The sequence below is a fragment of the Magnetospira sp. QH-2 genome, from assembly GCF_000968135.1.
GTDB lineage: Bacteria > Pseudomonadota > Alphaproteobacteria > Rhodospirillales > Magnetospiraceae > Magnetospira.
Genome location: NZ_FO538765.1, coordinates 1,324,742 through 1,346,246, shown reverse-complemented (window position 1 = coordinate 1,346,246; position 21,505 = coordinate 1,324,742). Strand labels below are relative to the sequence as shown.

At 58.9% G+C, this 21,505-nt stretch carries 24 protein-coding genes; 15 read left to right on the top strand and 9 right to left on the bottom strand.

All coding sequences use genetic code 11. From position 1 onward, the window contains the following. Positions 1–85: 85 nt before the first annotated feature. Both MGMAQ_RS06305 and MGMAQ_RS06300 read right to left on the bottom strand, forming a co-directional pair. Entirely contained in the window at positions 86–424 is a 339-nt protein-coding gene (locus MGMAQ_RS06305) for a DUF1491 family protein (protein ID WP_046020876.1), read from the bottom strand. 13 nt (positions 425–437) lie between these two features. Next, positions 438–758 (bottom strand): peptidylprolyl isomerase, encoded by a 321-nt coding sequence (locus MGMAQ_RS06300; protein WP_046020875.1) that lies wholly within the window; start codon positions 756–758, stop codon positions 438–440. Between the two features lie 167 nt (positions 759–925). On the opposite strand from MGMAQ_RS06300, the gene MGMAQ_RS20075 reads away from it, so the two are divergent. The 8 genes from MGMAQ_RS20075 to MGMAQ_RS06260 all read left to right on the top strand — a co-directional run bounded on the left by MGMAQ_RS20075 (position 926) and on the right by MGMAQ_RS06260 (position 8,584). Next, the gene (locus MGMAQ_RS20075; RefSeq protein WP_046020874.1) at positions 926–1,084 is read left to right on the top strand and encodes a YqaE/Pmp3 family membrane protein; all 159 of its coding nucleotides are present in this window, start codon (positions 926–928) and stop codon (positions 1,082–1,084) included. 84 nt (positions 1,085–1,168) lie between these two features. Beyond that, positions 1,169–1,390 carry a hypothetical protein gene (locus MGMAQ_RS06290; protein ID WP_046020873.1) on the top strand — a complete coding sequence of 74 codons (222 nt, stop codon included), beginning with the start codon at positions 1,169–1,171 and terminating at the stop codon, positions 1,388–1,390. Between the two features lie 213 nt (positions 1,391–1,603). Beyond that, positions 1,604–2,032, top strand: a complete 429-nt coding sequence (locus MGMAQ_RS06285) for a cereblon family protein (protein ID WP_052716181.1) — start codon at positions 1,604–1,606, stop codon at positions 2,030–2,032. Positions 2,033–2,338: 306 nt separating this feature from the next. Continuing rightward, on the top strand, positions 2,339–3,835 hold the full coding sequence (locus MGMAQ_RS06280; protein ID WP_046020872.1) for a response regulator: 1,497 nt from the start codon (positions 2,339–2,341) through the stop codon (positions 3,833–3,835). A gap of 68 nt (positions 3,836–3,903) precedes the next feature. Then, a complete protein-coding gene (locus MGMAQ_RS19405; protein WP_158498799.1) occupies positions 3,904–4,632 on the top strand; it encodes a response regulator in 729 nt (242 codons plus the stop codon). A gap of 50 nt (positions 4,633–4,682) precedes the next feature. After that, positions 4,683–4,919 carry a hypothetical protein gene (locus tag MGMAQ_RS06270; RefSeq protein WP_046020871.1) on the top strand — a complete coding sequence of 79 codons (237 nt, stop codon included), beginning with the start codon at positions 4,683–4,685 and terminating at the stop codon, positions 4,917–4,919. Next, positions 4,919–7,030, top strand: coding sequence for a glycosyl hydrolase family 57 (locus MGMAQ_RS06265; RefSeq protein WP_046020870.1), 2,112 nt, complete (start codon positions 4,919–4,921; stop codon positions 7,028–7,030). Before MGMAQ_RS06270 ends, MGMAQ_RS06265 begins: the two co-directional genes overlap by 1 nt. Positions 7,031–7,066: 36 nt before the next feature. Beyond that, a complete protein-coding gene (locus tag MGMAQ_RS06260; protein WP_046020869.1) occupies positions 7,067–8,584 on the top strand; it encodes a GAF domain-containing protein in 1,518 nt (505 codons plus the stop codon). Here the strand turns inward: MGMAQ_RS06260 and MGMAQ_RS06255 are convergent. Then, positions 8,571–9,407, bottom strand: coding sequence for a universal stress protein (locus MGMAQ_RS06255; RefSeq protein ID WP_046020868.1), 837 nt, complete (start codon positions 9,405–9,407; stop codon positions 8,571–8,573). The two genes, MGMAQ_RS06260 and MGMAQ_RS06255, sit on opposite strands and share 14 nt — an antisense overlap. 180 nt (positions 9,408–9,587) lie before the next feature. Between MGMAQ_RS06255 and MGMAQ_RS06250 the strand changes: the two genes are divergently transcribed. Continuing rightward, the gene (locus MGMAQ_RS06250; protein ID WP_046020867.1) at positions 9,588–10,973 is read left to right on the top strand and encodes an aspartate aminotransferase family protein; all 1,386 of its coding nucleotides are present in this window, start codon (positions 9,588–9,590) and stop codon (positions 10,971–10,973) included. On the opposite strand, the gene MGMAQ_RS06245 is transcribed toward MGMAQ_RS06250, so the two are convergent. The 3 genes from MGMAQ_RS06245 to MGMAQ_RS06235 form a co-directional block, all read right to left on the bottom strand. Next, positions 10,955–11,530, bottom strand: a complete 576-nt coding sequence (locus tag MGMAQ_RS06245; RefSeq protein ID WP_052716179.1) for a TetR/AcrR family transcriptional regulator — start codon at positions 11,528–11,530, stop codon at positions 10,955–10,957. The genes MGMAQ_RS06250 and MGMAQ_RS06245 overlap by 19 nt on opposite strands. Positions 11,531–11,643: 113 nt before the next feature. Then, positions 11,644–11,877 carry a sulfurtransferase TusA family protein gene (locus MGMAQ_RS06240; protein WP_046020865.1) on the bottom strand — a complete coding sequence of 78 codons (234 nt, stop codon included), beginning with the start codon at positions 11,875–11,877 and terminating at the stop codon, positions 11,644–11,646. A 23-nt stretch (positions 11,878–11,900) separates the two neighbouring features. Continuing rightward, on the bottom strand, positions 11,901–12,542 hold the full coding sequence (locus MGMAQ_RS06235) for a DsrE/DsrF/DrsH-like family protein (protein WP_082085311.1): 642 nt from the start codon (positions 12,540–12,542) through the stop codon (positions 11,901–11,903). Between the two features lie 401 nt (positions 12,543–12,943). Between MGMAQ_RS06235 and hemA the strand changes: the two genes are divergently transcribed. Next, positions 12,944–14,161 carry a 5-aminolevulinate synthase gene (gene hemA / locus MGMAQ_RS06230; RefSeq protein WP_046020864.1) on the top strand — a complete coding sequence of 406 codons (1,218 nt, stop codon included), beginning with the start codon at positions 12,944–12,946 and terminating at the stop codon, positions 14,159–14,161. Positions 14,162–14,228: 67 nt separating this feature from the next. Here the strand turns inward: hemA and MGMAQ_RS06225 are convergent, their stop codons facing one another. Further along, a complete protein-coding gene (locus MGMAQ_RS06225; RefSeq protein ID WP_082085310.1) occupies positions 14,229–15,863 on the bottom strand; it encodes an EAL domain-containing protein in 1,635 nt (544 codons plus the stop codon). 199 nt (positions 15,864–16,062) lie between these two features. On the opposite strand from MGMAQ_RS06225, the gene MGMAQ_RS06220 reads away from it, so the two are divergent. The 4 genes from MGMAQ_RS06220 (at position 16,063) to accC (ending at position 18,974) form a co-directional block, all read left to right on the top strand. Next, complete coding sequence (locus tag MGMAQ_RS06220; RefSeq protein ID WP_046020862.1) at positions 16,063–16,602, top strand: transcriptional regulator; 540 nt, start codon at positions 16,063–16,065, stop codon at positions 16,600–16,602. Positions 16,603–16,687: 85 nt separating this feature from the next. Further along, a complete protein-coding gene (gene aroQ / locus MGMAQ_RS06215) occupies positions 16,688–17,140 on the top strand; it encodes a type II 3-dehydroquinate dehydratase (protein ID WP_046020861.1) in 453 nt (150 codons plus the stop codon). A gap of 7 nt (positions 17,141–17,147) precedes the next feature. Continuing rightward, on the top strand, positions 17,148–17,606 hold the full coding sequence (locus MGMAQ_RS06210) for an acetyl-CoA carboxylase biotin carboxyl carrier protein subunit (RefSeq protein ID WP_046020860.1): 459 nt from the start codon (positions 17,148–17,150) through the stop codon (positions 17,604–17,606). A gap of 18 nt (positions 17,607–17,624) precedes the next feature. Beyond that, complete coding sequence (gene accC / locus MGMAQ_RS06205) at positions 17,625–18,974, top strand: acetyl-CoA carboxylase biotin carboxylase subunit (protein ID WP_046020859.1); 1,350 nt, start codon at positions 17,625–17,627, stop codon at positions 18,972–18,974. On the opposite strand, the gene MGMAQ_RS06200 is transcribed toward accC, so the two are convergent. Further along, positions 18,971–19,855, bottom strand: a complete 885-nt coding sequence (locus tag MGMAQ_RS06200; protein WP_046020858.1) for a LysR family transcriptional regulator — start codon at positions 19,853–19,855, stop codon at positions 18,971–18,973. The two genes, accC and MGMAQ_RS06200, sit on opposite strands and share 4 nt — an antisense overlap. Positions 19,856–19,971: 116 nt before the next feature. Between MGMAQ_RS06200 and MGMAQ_RS06195 the strand changes: the two genes are divergently transcribed. After that, entirely contained in the window at positions 19,972–20,904 is a 933-nt protein-coding gene (locus tag MGMAQ_RS06195; protein WP_046020857.1) for a DMT family transporter, read from the top strand. Here the strand turns inward: MGMAQ_RS06195 and MGMAQ_RS06190 are convergent. Beyond that, complete coding sequence (locus tag MGMAQ_RS06190) at positions 20,901–21,443, bottom strand: acyloxyacyl hydrolase (RefSeq protein ID WP_198409163.1); 543 nt, start codon at positions 21,441–21,443, stop codon at positions 20,901–20,903. The two genes, MGMAQ_RS06195 and MGMAQ_RS06190, sit on opposite strands and share 4 nt — an antisense overlap. Positions 21,444–21,505: the final 62 nt, after the last annotated feature.

The following is a 21,505-nucleotide window of genomic DNA, read 5'->3' as shown; positions in this document are numbered from 1 at the left end:
AACACATGGGGATGCCTTGGGCCTATTACGTCATTTTTTTAACAGGGTCGGGAAGAAAGTGTCGTGCGCGTCGCCAACGCGACGTTCAGATCACCGGGTCGTCGAACGGGTGACGCCCCTGTCGGTCCTCGACCTCCACCACCCAGATATCCGGGTCGTAGCGCAGTTGGCGCTCGATATAGGAATCGGCATCGGCGTCGGGTACCGGGTCCGGACCGGTGCCGCGCATCCAGGCGCGTTGCCCTTCGGCTGTGCGCGTCTGGGATAGCACCACGGATGTGCCATTCAACATATTGAGCCGCAACAGGATGGCGCCCGCATCGGTATCTCCCGACCGCACCACCATGGCCGGAATGGCCTGCACGCCACAGCGCCGGATACAGGCTTGTACCCAGAGCTTGGCGGTCAGTTTCGGGTCCGACATGGGCCCTGTTATTTTAAGAGGTGCGCTGGATCAGGTGATAACCGAAATCGGTTTCCACCACATCGCTGACGGCATCCACTTCAAGGCCGAAGGCGGCTTCCTCGAAGGGCTTGACCATGGATCCGCGACCGAACTCGCCCAGGTCCCCGCCTTGCTGACCGGACGGGCAGTCGGAATGATTACGCGCCAACTCGGCAAAATCGGTGCCTTCGGCCAGCTTGGTCTTCAGGGCCTCGATTTCCGTCAACGCCTCTTCCTTGCTCCGGCTGGCGGTGGAACGCGCCGAACCGGCGTACATGAGAAGAATATGCGAGGCGCGCACTTGATCGGCCATAAAAACCTCCTGAATAGGGTAGAATCGAAGAAAAAGAGCGGCCAACTTACTCTGTAGACGCCCCATGGGCAACGGACTCACGCGGTCTTTTTTCCGCTTGGCCCTTGATCTTGAAATAAGAGAAGACTAGGCAAGGTTCAACATTCCATTTTTCGAAAGAGCATCCCATGGATATCATCCGCATTATTCTCGCCCTGTTCCTGCCGCCGCTGGCCGCGTTTCTGACCGTCGGCATCGGCCTGCACTTCTGGCTCAATATCTTGCTGACCCTCTTGGGCTTCCTGCCCGGCGTGATCCATGCCCTGTGGCTGGTGGTAAAGAAATAGGTAACTCCCCATATGCCATAGTGCGTTGGTGGGACTTCCGGTCTTCGGAAGTCCCCGATCTCTCCAAGAGAGGAGTTGCGCACTATGGCTACAAACCAGCGTTTTCAGGTGGATTTTACCTACAACGGTAAGATGGACGATTTGGACTCCTGGCTGCATGCCTATTGCCGAGGGAGCCATTCCTATCAGTTCAATGGGTTGGTCACTCATGCAACCGGGGCCCGTCAGTACAAGCTCATGATGATGTTCGAGCTGGAAAAAGACCGCGAGACGTTTAAACAGGCTGTTCGGAAGAACAAGATTTAAAGTCCGCACTGTGATCGCCATCACGGATGAGCAAGGCACCTCGTGCTATGTTGTTCATCCCTCAAGAGCAACTCCGCCCGGCGAAGCAGCCGGGTTTCTTTTTGCCTCGCGTGTGTCCAATCGGACCCGTTGGACACACGCGACCCCATTGGAATCAAACACGACGTGATCTAAAGTCTTTCCGGGTTAGACTGATAGCAGGAGGTCCAACACTTGAACCCAATCCTGCTCGACGTCGACCGTCCCGCCGACGCTCCATCGCCCGGTGACGATGCGACCCATGGACTTGGCACCGAAGGCCTATCAGACGACCGCCTCTTTTGCGCGCACTGCGATCATCCGGTTACCCGGGAGGCCTGGCGGATCTCTTTGCGCGGCGATCATGATCATGTGGTCTTCAATCCAGCCGGCGTGGTATTTCGCATCGGCTGCTTCGAACAGGCGGAAGGCTGCCTGCCCATGGGCCCGCCAAGCTGCCAATTCTCCTGGTTTTCCGGATATGTCTGGCGCATGGCTTTGTGCAGTGATTGTGGCTGGCATTTGGGCTGGCACTATGCGGGGGACGGCGCGCCCGCTACCTTTTTCGGCCTGATCCAGGACCGGATCCGGACTCGCCCGCCGGAAAATTCCCCGACGCAGTGATGAGGCTCACAGCGATATCAGAAGGCTTTTGTTAGTCTATAACCGTCCCTCAAGAGTACCTTTACCCGGTCCAATCGGACCGGGTCTTTTTTATCCACCGCGGAAGGTAATTCGATACCATATTGGAATGATTTCAACATAGACCATTGAAATCAAAGCATGCTTTTGTATTAACCGCTGACAATGTTGTTTGCCCATGTAGCCCAGTGTGATATTACAGAATGACGATGGGGGTCCCCCACCGTCCCTTGATGCTCGGCCAAGGCCTTCCTCGACCTGCCATGATGGATCCGGAATAGATCGAACGTGAGTTTCAAAGAATCCATATTCATCATTGCCGACAGCAATGCCAACGACCGACAGGCCTTCAAGCATATCCTGCAAGCCGCGGGTGCCAACAAGATCACCTTTGTCTCCGATGACCGTGCCGCCCTGCGCGAGTTGGAAGCGACTCGGGTCGATCAGATTGTGTTCGTCATCTACGACATGGACACCCCAAAGCTGAATACGGTGGAATTCGCCAAGAAAGTCCGCAGCAACTGGAATTCTCCCAACCGCTTCGCCATTATCATTGGCATCAGCCGGGACGTGGATATTGACCTTGTACACCAGGCCCGCGACGCCGGTATTCACGGCTTTCTGATCAAGCCCGTATCCGGCGCCAAGGCCATGGGCCGCATCAATCAGATTATTCGTGAACTGCGGCCCTATGTGGAAACCAAGACCTTCTTTGGTCCTGATCGCCGGCGCCCTTCCCCGGTCGATCATCAAGGAGAAGACTTTCGACGGGATCAAAAGCCCTTGCTTGAGGCCCCTTGGAAGGCGGCCTTGCTTCGCGCCGAAAAAAAGGCGGCAGTCAAGCCGGTGAACAAGCCATCGCCGCCGCCCCAGGAAGACACCCCTGCGGAAACCATCGAGGACACGCCGCTTCCTCGCCCACCCCGCCTGAGACGCCCGCCCCCTTCCCTACCGCCTTCAGCCAACAAGCCCGCCGAAGCCATGGAGTGGACCGACATGGCGGCGAAGGCGCCTCCGCCACCACAACCGGTCGCGGAAGAACCGGGGCCGACACCCGAAGAGCCGGAGATCAGCCCGGCGGACGTGGCCGCCGCGACACAGGCTTTGGAAGACGAAGCCAAATCCTTGCTCGGCAACGAACAGCCCGCGCCACCGCCGCCCATGCCAACCGTTGCCCCCCCGCCACCACCGAAACCCTCTGCCTCGCCCTGGGCGGGATTGGAACGCCCTGACCTGGCACCACCGCCCGAAGTCGCGCCGCCGACCGATCCCATGGCCGCCGCCCAATCCACCGTGGTCTATGATAGCGGTCCGCCTGTCCAAAACGTCCAGTTTGCTGACGGATTCGCGCCACCTTCCGCGGGGCCATCGACCAAAGGACCAACAAGGGGGGGAGAGCCAACCGCTGACGATGAAGAGCCGTTGGACGATTCGGGTTCTTTTGAGCCCACGGATTCGGAACAATGGCACGACGACCAACCGGCGAATCCCGCAGCCCCTCCCCATTCGGCACCCGGCCCGTCCGGATCGGTGGGAGGAGGCGCTCCATCGGGCTCACCAGGGCCGCAGAACGGCGATTTTTCCCAAGAACCCGGCGCCGGGGGAGAAAACATTGCCCATGAGGCCCCGATATCGCAAAAAGATCTTCTCAACGCCCTCCTCAATGGAGATAGTAAGGGCCAGAATCAACAGACCGAGGCGGAGCATCGGGACCCCGGCAAGCGACCCACCATCTCGCAGCAGGATCTCCTGGCAACGCTGACAAAACGGAGCACCGCGCCATGAAGGCTTGGAAGCAGCCTTCGAATCACGTCAACACAAAGGCACGGGCGAATATTGCCCGGATGTCATTCATGGTCGTCGAGCCCAGCCGCTATGTCCGGGTTCTGCTCAAGGACGCCCTGCGCACCATGGGCGTCACGACCTTTTGGGAGGCCACCGACGGTCAGAATGCCCTGGGCCAGCTGCAAAAGGTCAAACCCGACGTCATCATCACTGAATTTGACCTCGCAGCCATGTCCGGACTTGATCTGGTCAAGGCACTGAGGAATGACGAGCGCAGTCCCCACCGCTACACGCCGATCATCATGGTGACCTCTTCGGCGGAACGCCGCCGGGTCTTGGAAGCCCGCGACGCGGGAGTCAACGAGTACATCGTCAAACCCTTCAGCACCAAGCAGCTGTTCGGCCGGATCATGGAGATCGTCGACCGGCCCCGCGAGTTCGTGGCGTCGGCGTCCTATAACGGTCCCGACCGCCGCCGCAAGGCTGATCAGGATTACATGGGACCAAAGCGGCGCCAAGAGGATAAGGAAAAGGAAGCCGCCGAAGCTGCACTGGCCTCGCGGTTGGGCTCCATGGCCCAGGCCCAAACGGCCCGCCAAGCTGAACAAAAGCCCACGCCCCCCAAGGTCAAACCGCAAGCCGCCCCGGCGCCAAAGCCCAAACCGGCACCGCCGCCGCCGCCGCCTCCTAAACCGGCCCCCAAACCAGCCGCCGAGCCGGAGCCCGTCATCGATCCTTCTGCCATGTCGCAGGAAGAACTGGCCAACATGCTCGGTAAAAACAAAAAGGGCGGTTAGGGTTGACCCTGTTCCCATAGCCAGATCCGTGTACGGAGGAGACTGCTCCCATGCTCGTTAATGCCAATAAGAACTATGTGGTTCTGCGCGACGTGCGAATCAGCGAGAAAAAAGGATCGGTCAAAAAGGGCGGTGTTTTGAACACGCTGACCTCCCCCATGGATAAGGGCGGTGTTGAAAAGGTGCTGGTCAAATACAAAGGGGGCGGCCAATCTGGCGAGGCCCCCAACGGCACCAAGTTCTGGCTCAAGCTGGAAACCATGGCCGGTCTCTGCAAAGAAGCCTGATGCGCCCCTTGCCATCTTTCTCTTCGATCCTGGGAATCAACACGCCCGGCTCGCTTCCCTGCGACGCCACCGGCAAGAACCCGGCCTTCGCCATCACTTTCACCGCTGACGGTCCGATCCCTTTCCCGCAAGTGATCCTGCATGCCAACAACGGCCAACATCTGATCAATGGTCCGGCGGTCCACAAGAAGCGCAAGACCAAGGCCGGACAACCCTATGAGGCTCAGATCCCCGCGGGATTGCTACAAGCCGGAAGGCTGCGCATCCAGGTGGAAGGCTGCACCCAGGCCGACATCACCCAGGCCGACGGCAGCGACTGGATCAAGGCTTTCGCCGAAATGGACCTGCATGCAGCGCCACGCCCCAAGGTCCGGATCCAGGCGGGGGCCGATCAACCGGTGCTGTATTTCGGTATCCACAAGCATATGCATCAGCCCTACTACAACACCACCGACCCGCAATACTGGGACGGTGAAAAAGACGGGATTTTCGGCTCCCGGGGCGGCAACTATACCGATTTCGTACCCGCCGCCGTGCGTCAGTACGAAGCAGGCGGCCTGCCCCATGCGGGCCTCTCCACAAGCTGGTCGGGCACCCTGATCGAACAGCTCGACCGCTGCGCCCGCGATGGCCTCTGCGGCGGACGCTTCGGCGGCTGGAACGACAGCCTGCGGGCCATGGCTGGATCCAAGACAGCCCTTGGACATCCGCGCCTAGCCTTCAGCGGCTTCGGCTTTTTCCACCCCTTGATGCCGCTGATCCCCCACCGCAATATTGTCCGACAGATCCGCGACCACCGGGAGGTCATCCGCCGCGCTTTCGGCACCGCGGCCACCAACATTCTCTTTCCGCCGGAAACCGCCTTTCATGTGCGCATGATCCCGGCCCTCTTGGAAGCCGGGATCGAGGCGGTGATCTATGATTCCATCCATCGCTTCCGCGCCTGCCAGGACTATCCCTACGCCGGAATTCAGGAAGGCATGCTACCGCCCAATCCCGCCGAGCAGGTCAACCCGCCGGTGGATGATTGGACACAACTGCAAAATATCTGGGCCGGATCAAAAATCTCTCCATCCCTGCTGCGCCCGGAGTATGTCAAATACGAGGACCCGGACGGGGGTGAATACAAAATCATCGCCGTACCCGCCGAACGCTATATCGGCAACGAAGATGCCCGAGGCGGTTTTGGCGCGCTGCAATATGGCAGTGTGTTGGGTCAGGTGCATGACCGGTTGTTGGAAACCGGCGGCTATGATCCCAAGCATCCGCCCTTTTTCTTGTTGCATTCGGATGGCGACAATCACGGCGGCGGCGCCGATAGCTATTATCACCACAACACCGGTGCGCTGGTGCAGTGGCTGCACGAAGAGCCGCGCTTCGAACTGACCGGCGTCGAGGACTACCTGGACCGTTTCCCGCCCGACCCGGCCAACGCCTTTCATATCGAGCCCGGCTCCTGGGCCGGAGCCGACAATGGTGACCCGCAGTTCATCAAGTGGTTCAGCCGCTATGATCAGCCCTATTCCCCCGACCTCAATTCCTGGGCCGTACTCACCGCCTTGCAAAATGCCGTCCATAGCATTGAAGATGCCATGCCCGACCATCCGGCCCTGGCGGAAGCGCGACGGCTGATGCTGACCGCCGAGACCAGCTGCTATTGGTATTGGACCGGCCAGGACGTTTGGGACCAACAGGTCACCAACGCCGCCAATAAAGGCATGGGTATTCTGGCAAGCGCTCTGACCACCCTCGACGACCGCAGCGGACCGACGATCTTTCCCGCCTGGGTGACACCGGAAAATCCCGGCGGCCAGACCTGGGGTCAAGGCTGTCTGCGCGACGCCGACAAGCAAGGCACACTGCACAGCTTTATCCACGATATATCAGGCCTCAAGCGCGCCACCTTGGTACTGCGCACAGGCGGAACGGAACAACGCCTGGACATGACCGACCACGGCCCCTACCCTTGCCGGACTGGCGCCCATGTGTCGGCCCACTACCTGACCTGCGCTCTACCCCGGGAATTGGGAGACATTCGTTACTTCATCGAGGCCCAAGACGCGCGGGGCAATGTTTCCCGCTCCTCCCTGGAACGCATTTTCCTCGGATAGGGTCTGTCGCTTCCGCACCGAAGGAAACACCGTCCCATGACCGATGAAACCTCTCCTGACCTGCTGGCTGTATGCGAACGAGAGCAGCTGCATCTTTCCAATGCTGTCCAGAATTTCGGCCTGTTGCTGGCCGTTGATACCGACCTGACGGTGACCCATGTGAGCACCAACGTTGCCCAATGGCTGGACCGGGAACCGGCGGATCTATTGGACAGCCCGATCACCGAGGCCCTCGGCCCGAACTTCGATCCCCGCGGAGGGGCACCGACCGCCCTCAAACGCCGACGCTTGCAACGTTGGCGGAAGTCGCCCGAAGCCGATTCCTTTCAACTCCTCGTCACCGACGTGGATCAGGGTTTTCTGATCGAGATCCAGTCAGCCCCGCCGGAGGTCGGATTTCAAGGCGCCCGGCTTTCGCAAATCCTGCGCCTTCCCGCCGCCCGAGAGGGCCTGCCGGAATTGATGGCCCAGGTGGTCTCGCTGGTACGGGAGTTGAGCGGCTTCGAAAAAGCCATGATTTACCAGTTTCACGAAGACTGGTCCGGCGAAGTCGTTGCCGAAACCGGTGGCGACCAGTTTTTTGACCGCTATATGGGACTGCGTTTTCCCGCTTCGGACATCCCCAAGATTGCCCGCGATCTGTATCTCAATACCCCCTATCGATTGATCCCCGACGTGGCGGCCCCGCCCGCGTCCGTCGTTGGCTCCAATGACCACGCCCCGCCTCTTGATCTGACCTATGCGGATCTGCGAAGCGTCTCGCCGGTCCATCTGGCCTACTTGAAAAATATGAACGTCGGCGCATCTTTGTCCATACCGGTGATCATCAATGACCAACTCTGGGCTTTGGTCGCCCTCCATCACCCGGAAAAGCGGTATGTCTCCATTGATGCGCGCCATCAATGCCTGGACGCGGTCAATGCCTTCACCCTGACCTTGCGCTCTTTGCTCGTGACCGAGCGGATGGCCCATCTCGAAAACATGGATAGCAAGATCGCCGAGATCGTCAAGGGCATGGATCTGCACGCCGATGTCCAAGAGGGCCTGCGTTCGGTGGAGACCGCGCTCCTCGGTCTGGTTGGCGCGGAAAGCGGTGCTTTGGTGATCGAAGATGCCATCTATCCCATCGGCCCGGCCCCGAACCGAGACATCATCAATGTCATTGATACCTGGGCCCTCAACAGCCCAGCCGAGTTGCCAATCTCTACCGATTGCCTATCCGAACACCTGCCAAGGACCCTCGACCACGCCGATCAGGTCAGCGGCGTATTGGCCGTGCAGAGTCCGTCAGGACGGGGTGCGAGAATGCTTCGCCTCTACTGGTTCCGACCGGAATTGCCGCAGGTCATCCAATGGGCCGGAAACCCGGACAAGCCGGTCACCGACCCGTCGGGCGCCCTCCCCATCTCGCCCCGTCAATCCTTCGAGAAATGGACAGAGACAACGCAGGCGCGAAGCAAGCCCTGGACCCATGCGGAAGAAACCGTCGCCATAAAGTTCAGAGCCATGGTGCTCCGATCCATGGTGCGCCAAGTGAGTATCAATGACTCATGATCACCGGAATGCTCATGTGTTTGAGCATATGCTTGGTGACGCCGCCGAGTACCATTTCGCGCCAGCGCTGATGGCCCCAGCCGCCCATGACTATGCAGTCGCAGCCGGTTTCCACGGCCTTGGACAAAATCGTATCGCCGATGGCATGTTCCTTGGCCGTTACCTTGCGGGCCTCGACGCTGATGCCATGGCGTGCCAGGTGCTTGGCGATGTTGGCGCCCGTGACATTGCGCATGTTTTCGGCTGATTCCTTGGTATCCACGACCAGCACGAACACCTTGTCGGCCTCTTCGAGCAACGGCAGCGTGTCATTGACCGCGCGCGTGGCCAGGCGGCTGGCATCCCAGCAAATCAGAATTTTGCGGCCCAGGGGTTTGCTGGCGCCTTCCTTGGGCATGACCATGACCGGCCGACCGGCGGAAAGCACCAGGCGGTCGGGCAATTGATCCGATCCCACCTGCGGGTCTTCGCTGGCATCGCGCTGACCAACGATGGCCATATCATAGTAGCGCACATGCCTGATCAGGTTTTCGGCAAGGTCTCCTTGAGTCTGGTTCCATTGGAACTCGATTGCGCTGTCGGCACAGGCCTTGGTAAAAGCTATTTCGGCCCGCTTGGCCATTTCGGAAAGAGCCGTCACCCTTTCGGCGACGATGTTTTCGCCCAGGTGGGCTTCGATATACCCCGGCAGATGTGGCGGACTGATGACATAGAGCCCGCTCAAATGAGCGCCTTGGGTTTTGGCAAGTTCAACCGCCGCCGTGACGCGGGCTTCCGCATGCACCGATGAGTCGACGTGAACCAAAATGTCCTTGATAGCCATGATCGGATCCTTTTGTTCCGGTGGGCCTCCCCGGCCTATTTTTGTTTTTGTCCTAGCAGTTTAATCCAAAAGGAGCAGGATACCAACGCAGGAGGGGCAAGGCAGGAATGCGTTTTTGCGTTGATCCGTCCGCGTCCCTGCCCTAGACCCGGAACATATCCGCTCCATTCGAGGCTCAGCATGTCCCCTATCGTCAATTCCGCCGCCGCCCGTGATCAGGCTTGTTACCTGCACCCCTATACCAACTTGAAAACCCATCAAGAGACCGGCCCCTTGATCATTGAGCGGGGACAAGGCGTGCGAGTCTTCGACGACGAGGGGCGCGCCTATATCGAAGGCCTGGGCGGGCTTTGGTGCACGTCGCTGGGATTCAGCGAGCCGCGCTTGGTGGAGGCCGCGACCAAGGCCATGCAGACGCTGCCCTTTTACCACGGCTTCGGTCACAAGAGCTCCCCGGCCACCATCGATCTGGCGGAAAAGCTCCTGTCCCTGGCCCCCGTCCCCTTGTCCAAGGTGCTGTTCGCCAATTCGGGCTCGGAGTCCAATGACACGGCAATCAAATTAATCTGGTACTTCAATAATGCCCGTGGCCGTCCGGAGAAGAAGAAGATCATCGCCCGGCATAAAGGCTATCACGGGGTCACCGTGGCATCCGGCAGCCTGACCGGGCTGCCGCCGGTGCAGATGGATTTCGACCTACCCATCGATCGCATCCTGCATACGGACTGTCCGCACCATTACCGCTTCGCCGAGGATGGCGAGAGCGAGGAGGATTTCGCCTCCCGTCTGGCCGACAACCTGGAAACCCTCATTCTCGACGAAGGTCCGGATACCGTCGCGGCCTTTTTCGCCGAGCCGGTGATGGGGGCCGGGGGGGTCCTGACCCCGCCCGCCACCTATTTCGAGAAAATTCAGGCGGTGCTGACGAAGTACGATGTGCTGCTGGTGGCCGACGAAGTCATTTGCGGTTTCGGACGCACCGGCAACATGTTCGGCTGCCAAACCTATGACATCAAACCGGACATGATCACCTTGGCCAAGGGTTTGTCTTCGGGATACCTGCCCATCTCGGCGCTGATGGTTTCCGAAGAAATCTATCAGGCCATGGTCGGCGAAAGCGAAAAGATCGGCGTGTTCGGTCATGGCTATACCTATGGCGGCCATCCGGTTCCGGCGGCGGTGGCGCTGGAAACCCTGCGCATCTACGAGGAGCGGGACATTGTCGGGCAGGTCCGCCGCACCGGACCGCACCTGCACGCGCGCCTGGAGGAACTGGCCGATCACCCGCTGGTGGGTCAGGTGCGAGGTGTCGGGCTGTTGGGCGCGGTGGAACTGATGAAGGACAAAGCCACCCGCACTGGTTTCGAGCCCTCCGACGGCGTCGGCGCCTTTTGTGCCAACCGCTCCCTGGCCCACGGCCTGATCCATCGGGCCATGGGGGACAGCCTCGCCTTTTCACCGCCGCTGATTATCTCGGAAGCAGAGATCGACGAAATGGTCGGAATGTTCAAAATTGCTCTGGACGAGACCCATCATTGGGCGCGGGCTCAGGGGCTCGTCACCTGACGCAACCAGGCGCGGATATCGGCAGTCTCGTCCTCAATCCATGAATCATCCCCGAAACTGTGACTGAGCATGGCCATGCCCTGCATGCGCGCCACCAGACGACGGGCCAGCACGGGTGCTTGTTCCGCCCCCACCAATTCGGAGAACTGGGCTGTCGCCCAATCGATCAACAGCTTGAACATGGCATTGGCCGGTTCCTTCAAATCCGGTTCGGCCTTGCCCAGTTCCGCCACCAGAGACCCCACAGGGCACCCATAGCGCGACACATCACCCATTTCCTCGGGCAGGATATTGGCCATGCGATCAAGCCGGGTCAGGGGGTCGGGATATTCGTCGGCCCAGCTTTCCAACAAATTCCGCAGCCGATCCGTGCGCGCGACCAAGACCGACTTCAACAGATCATCCTTGGACCGGAAATAGAAATAGAAGTTGCCCTTGGGAATGCCCGTGGCCTCCGCGATATGGGCAAAGGAGGTCTGATGGAACCCCTGTTTGTAGAACAGGTCGTTCGCGGTATCGACAATTCGGGTCCTGGTTTCCTCTCCCTTGCGCGGCATGGGGGCTACCATTCTGTTTCGGTCCTCGGTCCCTCTAATATAACCATTTCGCGGTTTTGTGACACCCCTTCAACGTTGGGACCGGCGGGGGAGACACCCCCGCCGTCCTTGGGCTAGGCGCCCTTTCGTATGGTAAAGGCATGGATGCCGTTGTCATTCTCCGCCGACAGCAATTCACAACCTGTCTGGCGGCAAAAAGCCTCCACATCCTTGACCGAGCCGGTATCGGTGGAAAGCAGCCGCAAAGTGCCCCCTGGGGCTAGGTCCTTGGAGGCCTTTTTCAGTCGCAGAATGGGCAGCGGACAGTTCAGGCCGGTAGCATCAACGATTTGTGGATGGGCAGTCATGGGATCTATCCTTTCGCAGATGATCAAACAAAAAGGGTGGCATCGGCACCCTTGGTCATTTCCAAGAAGCTCGTGGCGCCAATCCAGCCCGCCACTTCGGGGATGAACACATCGGGATCGTAGCCAAACAGATCGACAGTCATCTGGCAGGCCCAGAGCTTCACCTCACCCTCCAAACTGGCCTCACGCAGATCAGCGATGGATGCCACCCCCTTGTCGCCCAAGGTCTTTTTCATCATCGCCGTGGCCATGGAATCAAAGCCTGGCACCGCCGCCATGACCGAATTGGGGATGTTCATATCGATCTTGCGAAGCCAATCGGGGCCCATGGGCATCTTCATGGGCATGGCTGGATTGCCCAGCGGGCTGATTTGTAAATCCAGGTCCTTGCGCAGCAGTTCCAGTCCGTAGAAGGTGAAAAATACCGACACGTCCCAGCCAATGGCCGCCGCCGTGGAGGCCAGGATGAATGGCGGATAAGCCATGTCGAGCGTCCCCTTGGTGGCGATGATCGACAGGCGCGGCACCCGTTCCGCCTCGCGCTGTTGCATCAGTTCCTGAAATCTCTCTTCAACGCGTCGGTCGATCAAAGCTTGCAGATTGGCGTCAAGCGCGGGGGCATCGCGCAACGCCTGCGGCACGGCTTTTTTGGATATGGCATTCATGACGGCACTCCTCCGTTTGGGGGGTCTGAGCCTGGCTCGCGCAGCCACATAGTCAGACAGTTGTCCAATATTAGACAGCCAACTGACTTTTTGTCAAGAGGCTGTTCAACGACCTTCAGGGCGCCGCCGATTCGGTACGAAAGTACGAAAAATTTTGGATCGTTTTGGATCAGACCAAGGGGTGGGATCGATCCCCACTTCCATTCCCCACAATATATGGGCAATACAATTGGATAATCCCCCAGGGGTAGGTAAACCGGTGCCCCGCCGTCGGCTCCTGACGCCGACTTACCGGCTTATTTGTTGCGGCAAACCCCCGGCTGCTCTAAGTTTGACCTTAATCAATATGGGCCGAACCCCCGTTGGGTAAGGTTCCGGTCCACCGCGAGACAGGAGGGGTAATGAACTACGAACAATTTTTCACGGACCAGATCAAGGCGCTGAAAGAAGAAGGCCGCTATCGGGTCTTTGCCGATCTGGAACGGAAAATGGGCGAGTTCCCGAAAGCCATCAATCACTACCATGGTGGTGAGCGCGAAATCACCGTCTGGTGCTCCAACGATTACCTTGGACAGGGCCAGAACCCGGAAGTGCTGAACGCCATGCATGAGGCACTCGACAAGAGCGGTGCTGGCGCTGGCGGCACCCGAAACATTTCGGGTACCAATCATTATCACGTCCTTTTGGAACAGGAATTGGCCGACCTGCATGGCAAGGAGGCCGCGTTGGTCTTCGGCTCCGCCTGGGTTGCCAACCTGACGACCATCAGCACAATTGCCGCCATGGTCCCGGACATGGTGCTGATCTCGGACGCCAAGAACCACAATTCCATGATCGAGGGCATGCGCCATTCGCGCGCTCAGAAACTGATCTTCCGCCACAACGACCTGAAGGACCTGGAAGAGAAGCTGAAAAGCGTCGATCCGGCCCGGCCGAAAATGGTGTTGTTTGAATCGGTCTATTCCATGAACGGCCATATTGCGCCGATCAAGGAGATCTGCGACCTGGCCGACAACTACGGCGCCATGACCTTCATCGACGAAGTGCACGCGGTGGGCATGTATGGCCAACGCGGCGGCGGTGTCTGTGAACGCGAGGGCCTCAATGATCGCCTGACCGTCATTCAGGGCACCATGGCCAAGGCCTTTGGCGTGGTTGGCGGCTATATTGCCGGATCCAAGGATATGTGTGATTTCGTCCGCTCCTATGGCACCGGCTTTATTTTCTCCACCTCCATGCCGCCGACCGTCGCCGCCGGCTGCCTGGCTTCCATTCGTTACCTCAAGGAGCACAACGAGGTCCGCGAACGGCATCAAGAGCGTTCCCAGACCCTCAAGACCCGCTTGATCGCCGAAGGATTGCCGGTGATGGACAATCCGAGCCATATCGTGCCGGTGCAAGTGGGCGACGCGGTGCTTTGCAAGCAAGCCAGCGACATGCTGATGGACGAGTTCGGCATCTATGTGCAGCCCATCAACTTTCCCACCGTGCCGCGTGGCACCGAGCGCCTGCGGTTCACCCCCACGCCGCTGCATAGCGACGAGATGATGGACCATCTGGTGGACTCGCTGAAAACCGTGTGGGACCGGCTGGGCTTGAAGTTCCAAAAGGCTGCCTGAGCGAAAACAACGCAATGAAAACAAAAGCCCCGGACCGGTTCCGGGGCTTTTTCATGTTTGGATTCAGCTATTTGCGCGGCGTCTTACCCAGATCAAAGTTTGAGACGTTGGCCATGGCGCGCCCGAAGAAGTGTCCCTGGGCATAGTTCACTCCCAGATCGTGCAACAGCCAGACGGTCTTTTCATTTTCCACCATTTCGCCAATGGTGCGGATCTTCAGGTCCCGGCACAGCCCGGCGATGGCCTTCAAGAACGGGCGACCTTCGATCTTGGTGAAGGCCTCGCGAATGTACTGGCCGTCGATCTTGACAAAATCCACCTGCAATCCGGCCAGATACTGGAAGGTTGCCGCCCCGGCGCCGAAATCATCAATGCAGACCTGAATCTTCATGTTGCGCAGCTGGTCGAGCACGTTGTTGACCAGCCCCAGGTCCTTGATCTCGGTATATTCCGTCACTTCGACCATGAGCCGATTACAGATATCCGAGTTGGCTTTCAACAGGTCCAGCAAATCGTCCATGAACGCCATGTTGGCCACGGATCGACCGGACAGATTGATGGCAATGCGCGCCGCGGATGGGATCTTGTTGCCTGCCCGGACCATGGAGATGGCCTTGCGGCATACCTTTTCATCGAAGTCAGTGATAATTCCCACTTCCTCGGCAAAGGCGATAATGCGCCCTGGAGGGACGAACTCATTGCCTTCGCGAATGCGGGCCAAGGCTTCGAAATGGTGCACGCCCCATTTCTCCAGATCGACGATGGGCTGGAAATGCAAAGTGAAATCGGCGCTGTCGATAATGCTCCGGACATTCTGCACCCGGGCCAGATTGTCGGCCACAGCGCTTTGGTACCCATCGGCCAGATTCATGCCGCTGAGGTTCTCGGTGCCCTCGTCGACGAACTTCTTGATGGTATGGGCCAGCGCCTTGGAGACATCGCCTTCGCTCAAACCTTCGGCGGCGGCTTCAATGGTCGCCGTCTGGACTTCCAAGTCCTGGCGCCCGGTGAGGTTCTTCAACAGGTCATTGACCCGCTTCCCGATATTCTCCTCGCCGATTTCCGCATCATGGACCAGACCGATCTTGCCGTCTTCCAGCTTGGCCACCGGACCATCGGGCACCGCCCAGGCACGCAAGGCTTCCACCGCCGCGGCTTCCACTTCCTTGGCCTTTTCCGGATCCATGCCCTCGGCCTGGGTGGCTTGGGAAATATCCAATAGCGAGAGATTGACGTCCTGGCCAAGTTCCTTGGCTTTTTTCAGACTTTCCTGAACCGCGTCGCCGAACTCCTCGGTATCCATTTCCGCTTTGGGCGGGGTTTTGGGTTTCAGCTCGCGGGAACAAACGAGATTGTAGGTCCCTCCCCGATCAGGAAGCAAAATACCCGATATCGAAAACAGCCGAGAGTCCCCGTGGCCGCATTGGATTTCGATGGAAATCTGACGGGCCCGCCCGGTTTCCCTCAGGCGACGCAGGATCTCTTGGGCAATGACTTTGTAATTGGCGGGAACCGCATCTTCGAGCGGTTGTCCTTCCAGTTGGGCGGGCTTGCAGCCTAAAAGCTGATCCGATGTTCCCCGGCAGAAGCGAATCACTCCCTCGCCATCCACCTCCATGAGCAGATCACCGGCGGCAAAGGCAAAGGCCAAAAACCGTTCGCTTTGCAGTCTGTCCGTTTCGGCGACCGGCTGGCCCATCATCGACTCCGTTTGGATGGAACGGACCGGGTGGTCCGTTCTTTATCAGGATCATGGATTCCCAAAGTGGAATCAAGCCTCCCGCAATGCCCCTTGCGTGAAATGTCTTAAACCCTACATCAGAGATAGGGAATATGATTTGGACCGACAAGGTCATCCGGTGTAGAATAACTCCAATTCGTTGTTACAGGGATATCCCGAGATGTATGCCGATCAGACACTCACGCCGAAAGAAGCCACCCGGCTTTGCGCGCTGGGGACATTGGCCCAAGGGAACCTGAGCTACGCCGCCTTGGCCTCTTCCGTTCGGCATTTCATCAGCCGCATCACCGGCCCGTCGCTGGATTTGATGGGATCGTCCATCGAACTCCTGAAGTACGAAGGCTTGATCGAGGCCCTGGATGGATCGGGACTGGAAGACAACGCTACTCTCTCCATCACCGAAAAAGGCCATACCGAACTGCGGGCGCTGCTGACCGCCCCCTTGCGCTCCGGCACCAGCGAATTGAACAAGCTGATCACGGCGCTCAAGTTCCGCTATTTGCACTTGCTCGATGTGCCGAACCGCCGCAATCAAGCCGAAATGCTCATCGACCTTTGCGAGACGGAAATGGTTCGCTTGGAAGACCTTCGCGCCCATCATGCCGAAGATGGCGGATACCTGATTGCCTGGCTCGATCACGATATCGAAGTGCATGATAAGCAGGCTCAATGGCTGCGTGGTTTCCTCGAATCCTTATAAGCCCATCACCCTTGCCGCATAAGCGCGTTGCACCCGCGACTGCCCATGGTATAACCGTTTCAAGTGGAGTGAATCGGGAGCGGACATGCGGGTTTTATTGCTCAACGGCCCCAATTTAAACATGCTCGGACGGCGAGAACCGGAGATTTATGGTCGCCAGACCCTGTCCGAACTTGAATCACTGTGCGTGGAGCACGGACAGGGACTGGGCTTCGACGTCCTGTGCCGCCAAAGCAATTACGAAGGCAAGCTCGTCGAGTGGATTCAGGGTGCCGGAGACAAATACAACGCCATCATCATCAATCCCGGCGCCTATACCCATACTTCCATCGCCATTCTGGACGCCCTGTTATCGGTGGACCTGCCCACCGTCGAGGTTCATTTGTCCAACATTCACCGGCGAGAGGATTTTCGCCACAATTCGTATGTATCGAAGGCGGCCTGGGGGGTGATCTGCGGCTTTGGCCCGCAAGGCTACCTGATGGCTTTGGACGCTTTGTTCCGCCGTTTCTCCCCTACCGAGACCATGGAGGCCTAAACAGCCGATGAGCACCAAGACCCAAAAACCCGTCATCGAAGCCGAGATGATTCGCGCGCTGGCTGAACTTCTCGATGAAACGGGCCTGACTGAAATCGAGTACGGCACCGAGAGTATTCAGGTACGCGTGGCGCGTCAGGTGACCGCCGCCGCCACGGTGGCCGCGCCCGTTGCCGCCGCGCAGGCCAGCGGCGCCGCCCCTGCTGCCGTGGCAGACGACCCTGGTGATCACCCGGGAGCTTTGCGCTCCCCTATGGTGGGTGTGGTCTATACGGCCCCCGAACCGGGCGCGGAGGCCTTTATCCGGGTCGGCGACACGGTCACCGAGGGCCAAACCATCTTGCTGATCGAGGCCATGAAGGTATTCAACCCCATCCCGGCACCCAAGAGCGGCAAGATCAGCCGCATCCTGGTCAGCAGTGGCGCTCCGGTGGAATTCAACGAGCCCTTACTCATCATCGAATAACCAAAGGCGAACGCGGACATGTTCGAGAAGGTCCTGATCGCCAACCGAGGCGAAATCGCGCTCCGTATCCACCGGGCGTGCAAGGAAATGGGAATTCGGACCGTGGCGGTGCATTCCACCGCGGACGCTGACGCCATGCATGCGCGTTTGGCCGACGAGGCCGTCTGCATCGGACCGGCTCAGGCCAAGGACTCCTATTTGAATGTCGCGGCAATTCTCTCGGCCGCCGATATCACCGGGGCCGACGCCATCCACCCGGGATACGGCTTTCTGTCGGAAAACGCCGATTTTGCCTCCATGGTCGAAGAACATGGCTTCACTTTCATTGGCCCGTCGCCCGACCATATCACCATGATGGGCGACAAGATCGCGGCCAAGAACGCGGCGATGGAAACCGGCATTCCGGTGGTACCAGGTTCCGATGGCGCGGTGGTCTCCCATGATGAAGCCCTGAAAATCGCCAAAGACATCGGCTATCCCGTGCTGATCAAAGCGTCTGCCGGTGGCGGCGGTCGCGGCATGAAAGTGGCGCAGAACGAGAAGGAACTTTTGGAGGCCTGGCAGTTTGCCCGCTCCGAGGCCAAGGCCGCCTTCGGCAACGATGAAGTCTATATGGAGAAGTACCTCCAAAAGCCCCGCCATATCGAGATTCAGATTCTCGCCGATCTGCATGGCAATGTGGTGCATCTGGGCGAGCGCGATTGCTCCTTGCAACGCCGCCACCAGAAGCTTTTGGAAGAGGCCCCCTCTCCGGCCCTGAACTGGAGCCAACGCAACGAAATTGGCGAGATCGCCTGTAACGCCATGCGCAAGCTGGGCTATCGCAGCGTTGGCACCATCGAATTCCTGTATGAAAACGGCGAATTCTTTTTCATCGAAATGAACACCCGTTTGCAGGTGGAGCACCCGGTTACGGAGATGATCTGTGGACTGGATCTGGTCCGCGAAATGATTCGTGTCTCCTCCGGCGCGCCGTTGGGCTACACCCAGGAATCCCTGCGCTTTTCCGGCCATGCCATCGAATGCCGGATCAACGCGGAAGACCCGGAAACCTTTCTGCCCTCACCGGGCGTGGTCGGTGACTACCACACCCCGGGCGGCCTGGGCGTTCGAGTGGATTCAGCCATCTATTCCGGATACCGCATTCCGCCCTATTACGATTCCATGGTCGGCAAGCTGATCGTTCATGGCGCCAATCGCAATGAATGCCTGATGCGTCTGCGTCGCTGTCTGGGTGAATATGTCATCGACGGTATTCGCACCACCATCCCCCTGCATCAACGTCTGGTCGACAATCCCGAATTCATCAATGGCGATTACGATATCCACTGGCTGGAAAATTTTGTCGGGATGGATCAAAGCCTTTAGCGTCTAAACGCCTTTTTCAGCCGGTCCAGGGTGAGCCGGACCTTTGCCGGAACAAAGCCACCCCGGGGATAGAGAGCGTGAATGGGGAGCGGTGCCGGACTCAGGCTCGGCAGCACTCTTTGCAGGCGCCCCAACCTGAGATCCTCCTCGACCTGCCAGATGGGAATCAGACCGATCCCCACGCCGGCCAGCGCGCATTCTCGCAGGGCGCCGGAATTGTTGGCCCGGACGGTCCCCTGCACCGGGACAGAGCGTAAATCTTCCCCCACCATAAAATGCCAATGATCGGGACTGGAAAAACCGGTGTTGATCAGACAGTTATGGCCGCTGAGATCATTCAAATCCTTGGGCTCGCGCATCTGTTGCAGGTACTCGGCACTGGCCACCAGTTCGCGCCAGGTTGTACCGATCCGCTGGACCATCAGGGCGCTATCAGCCAGGGGTCCGATGCGGATCGCCAGATCGACCCCTTCCTCGACCAGATCAATGGACCGATCGCTCATCACCAGTTCGATGGAAAAATCTGGGCTGTCTTTGAGGATGGATGGCAGCAACGGCGCAATCCGGCGTGCCCCAAAGGACAAGGGACAGGCCAGGCGGAGAGTCCCCGTCGGTGAGGCCGCTGCCCCGGAAACCCCCGCTTCGGCTTCGGCTACGGATTCCAGAATAGTCCGGCATTTCTCGTAGTAGCTCGCGCCCTCTTCCGTGAGCGAAATACGGCGGGTCGAACGATTGAGCAACCGGGCCCCCAGATGGCCTTCCAGGGCCGCCATCTGTTTGGAGACCGTCGACTGGGACAGGTTCCGTTCTTGGGCCACGGCGGAAAAACTCCGCGCCTCGACCAGACGGACAAAAAGATGCATCTGGAGGAGACGATCCATACTACTTATTCCATTGGCGCATAAATAATATTCAAAATGCCATAGTGAATTCTCTATCGCAATAGGGTAGCCTTTTGGTACGTCAATCTGTCGCTGTAACAGGTCAGAACATCCCCATGGCCCGCCTCCCAAACTCCCTATCCGATCCGGATCAACGGGTATTTCTGGCGGCCTTGATCGGCTCCACGTTTCTCATGGGCGCCTCGTTCATCGCCGGGAAGGCCTTGCTGGCCCGGGCAGACCCGTTTCCACTGACCGGTTGGCGTTTCCTTGTGGCCGGTGTCGCCACCCTGCCGTTGGTCTATTGGGATTTACGCGCCAAGGGGCTGGGATTTCGCGCTCACTTGTTTCCCCCACCGGATCAGTGGCCAGTGATTCTATTCGTTGGGCTGGTTCAGACCGGGCTGGTCATGGGTCTGTTGTTTCTGTCCATGCAGACCTTGAGTGCCTCCACTTCGGCGATTCTGCTGTTTACCAATCCCTTATGGGTGGGTCTGGCGGCCCCTTTTTTGCTCGGTGAGCGCCTGACCGTCCTTGCGAAAGTCGGCCTGGTCATCGGAGTCATCGGTGTCGCCTTCGCCGTTGGCGGCGGTCACTTGTCCCATGACCCGACCGGTTATGTGCTGGGCTTGGGCGGGGGCCTGGCCTTTGCCTGCGCGACCCTCGGCCAAAAAAAGTTTCAAGTCAGGGTGCGGCCCTTTGTACTCGCCTTTTGGCAGATGCTCATCGGCGGGTCGGCTCTATTGCTGGCAGCCGCCGTCACGGGCCATATCTGGATCGGCGGTCTTCAAGGAGCGGACTGGGCAACCTTCCTTTGGTTGGCCATCCCCTCCTCTACCGGATCCTTCGGGCTTTGGGCCGTGGCCCTGAGCAAGGGCGGCGCCGCCCGCAGCAGCGGCTTTCTGTTCCTGGTCCCGCTGTTCGCCGTCTTGCTATCGGTACTGATTCTACAGACGCCCATTGAGCCTCGGCAGCTCCTGGGTGGGCTCATGATCGGTTTTGCCATATGGGCCATCAACCGTCGTTCAAAGTCCCGGCAACGCGCCTAAAAACGATAGCCGTATCGGATACCAAGGGTATCCATGCCTTCATTGGAGTCCTGGGTATAGGCGTTCGAGACATGGTCAAAATAGACCGACAGACCATGGTGAGGATCAAATCGGTAGCCGATCTCCACCGGAATATGGAATAGCAATTTGGAGCCCAACGCCTTGCGGTCGTTACGAACCAGGCTCGTCTCGCCATTGTGCCAGGCTCCGCCAAGACCAACCGCGGCATAGACCTCGCTCTCGAACACATATTCGTAGCGGGCATCCAGATAGATCTTGCTGGTATCCCCTTGAACATTGAATGACCCGCCAAGAGCCGGGCGGATGGAGCCCCCCAGGACATCGACCTTTGGCGCAAATATCGCCTCCAGGTTCAGGTCGATTCCCCGTTCGCGACTAAAGCTGCTCCACATGTTCGGAACATCATGGGCCAAAATGCCGCCCTTCAGTTCGTATAGAAAGCCGTTGGTATCCGCCGGTTCCTCCGCCTTTGCCTCTGAATGAACCAGGGCGACAACAGCCACAATGGGCAACAGCATCCAACGCATCGATCCGACCTTTCATCTTATTCCGCCAACAGAATATCAGGCCCGGGGCATTG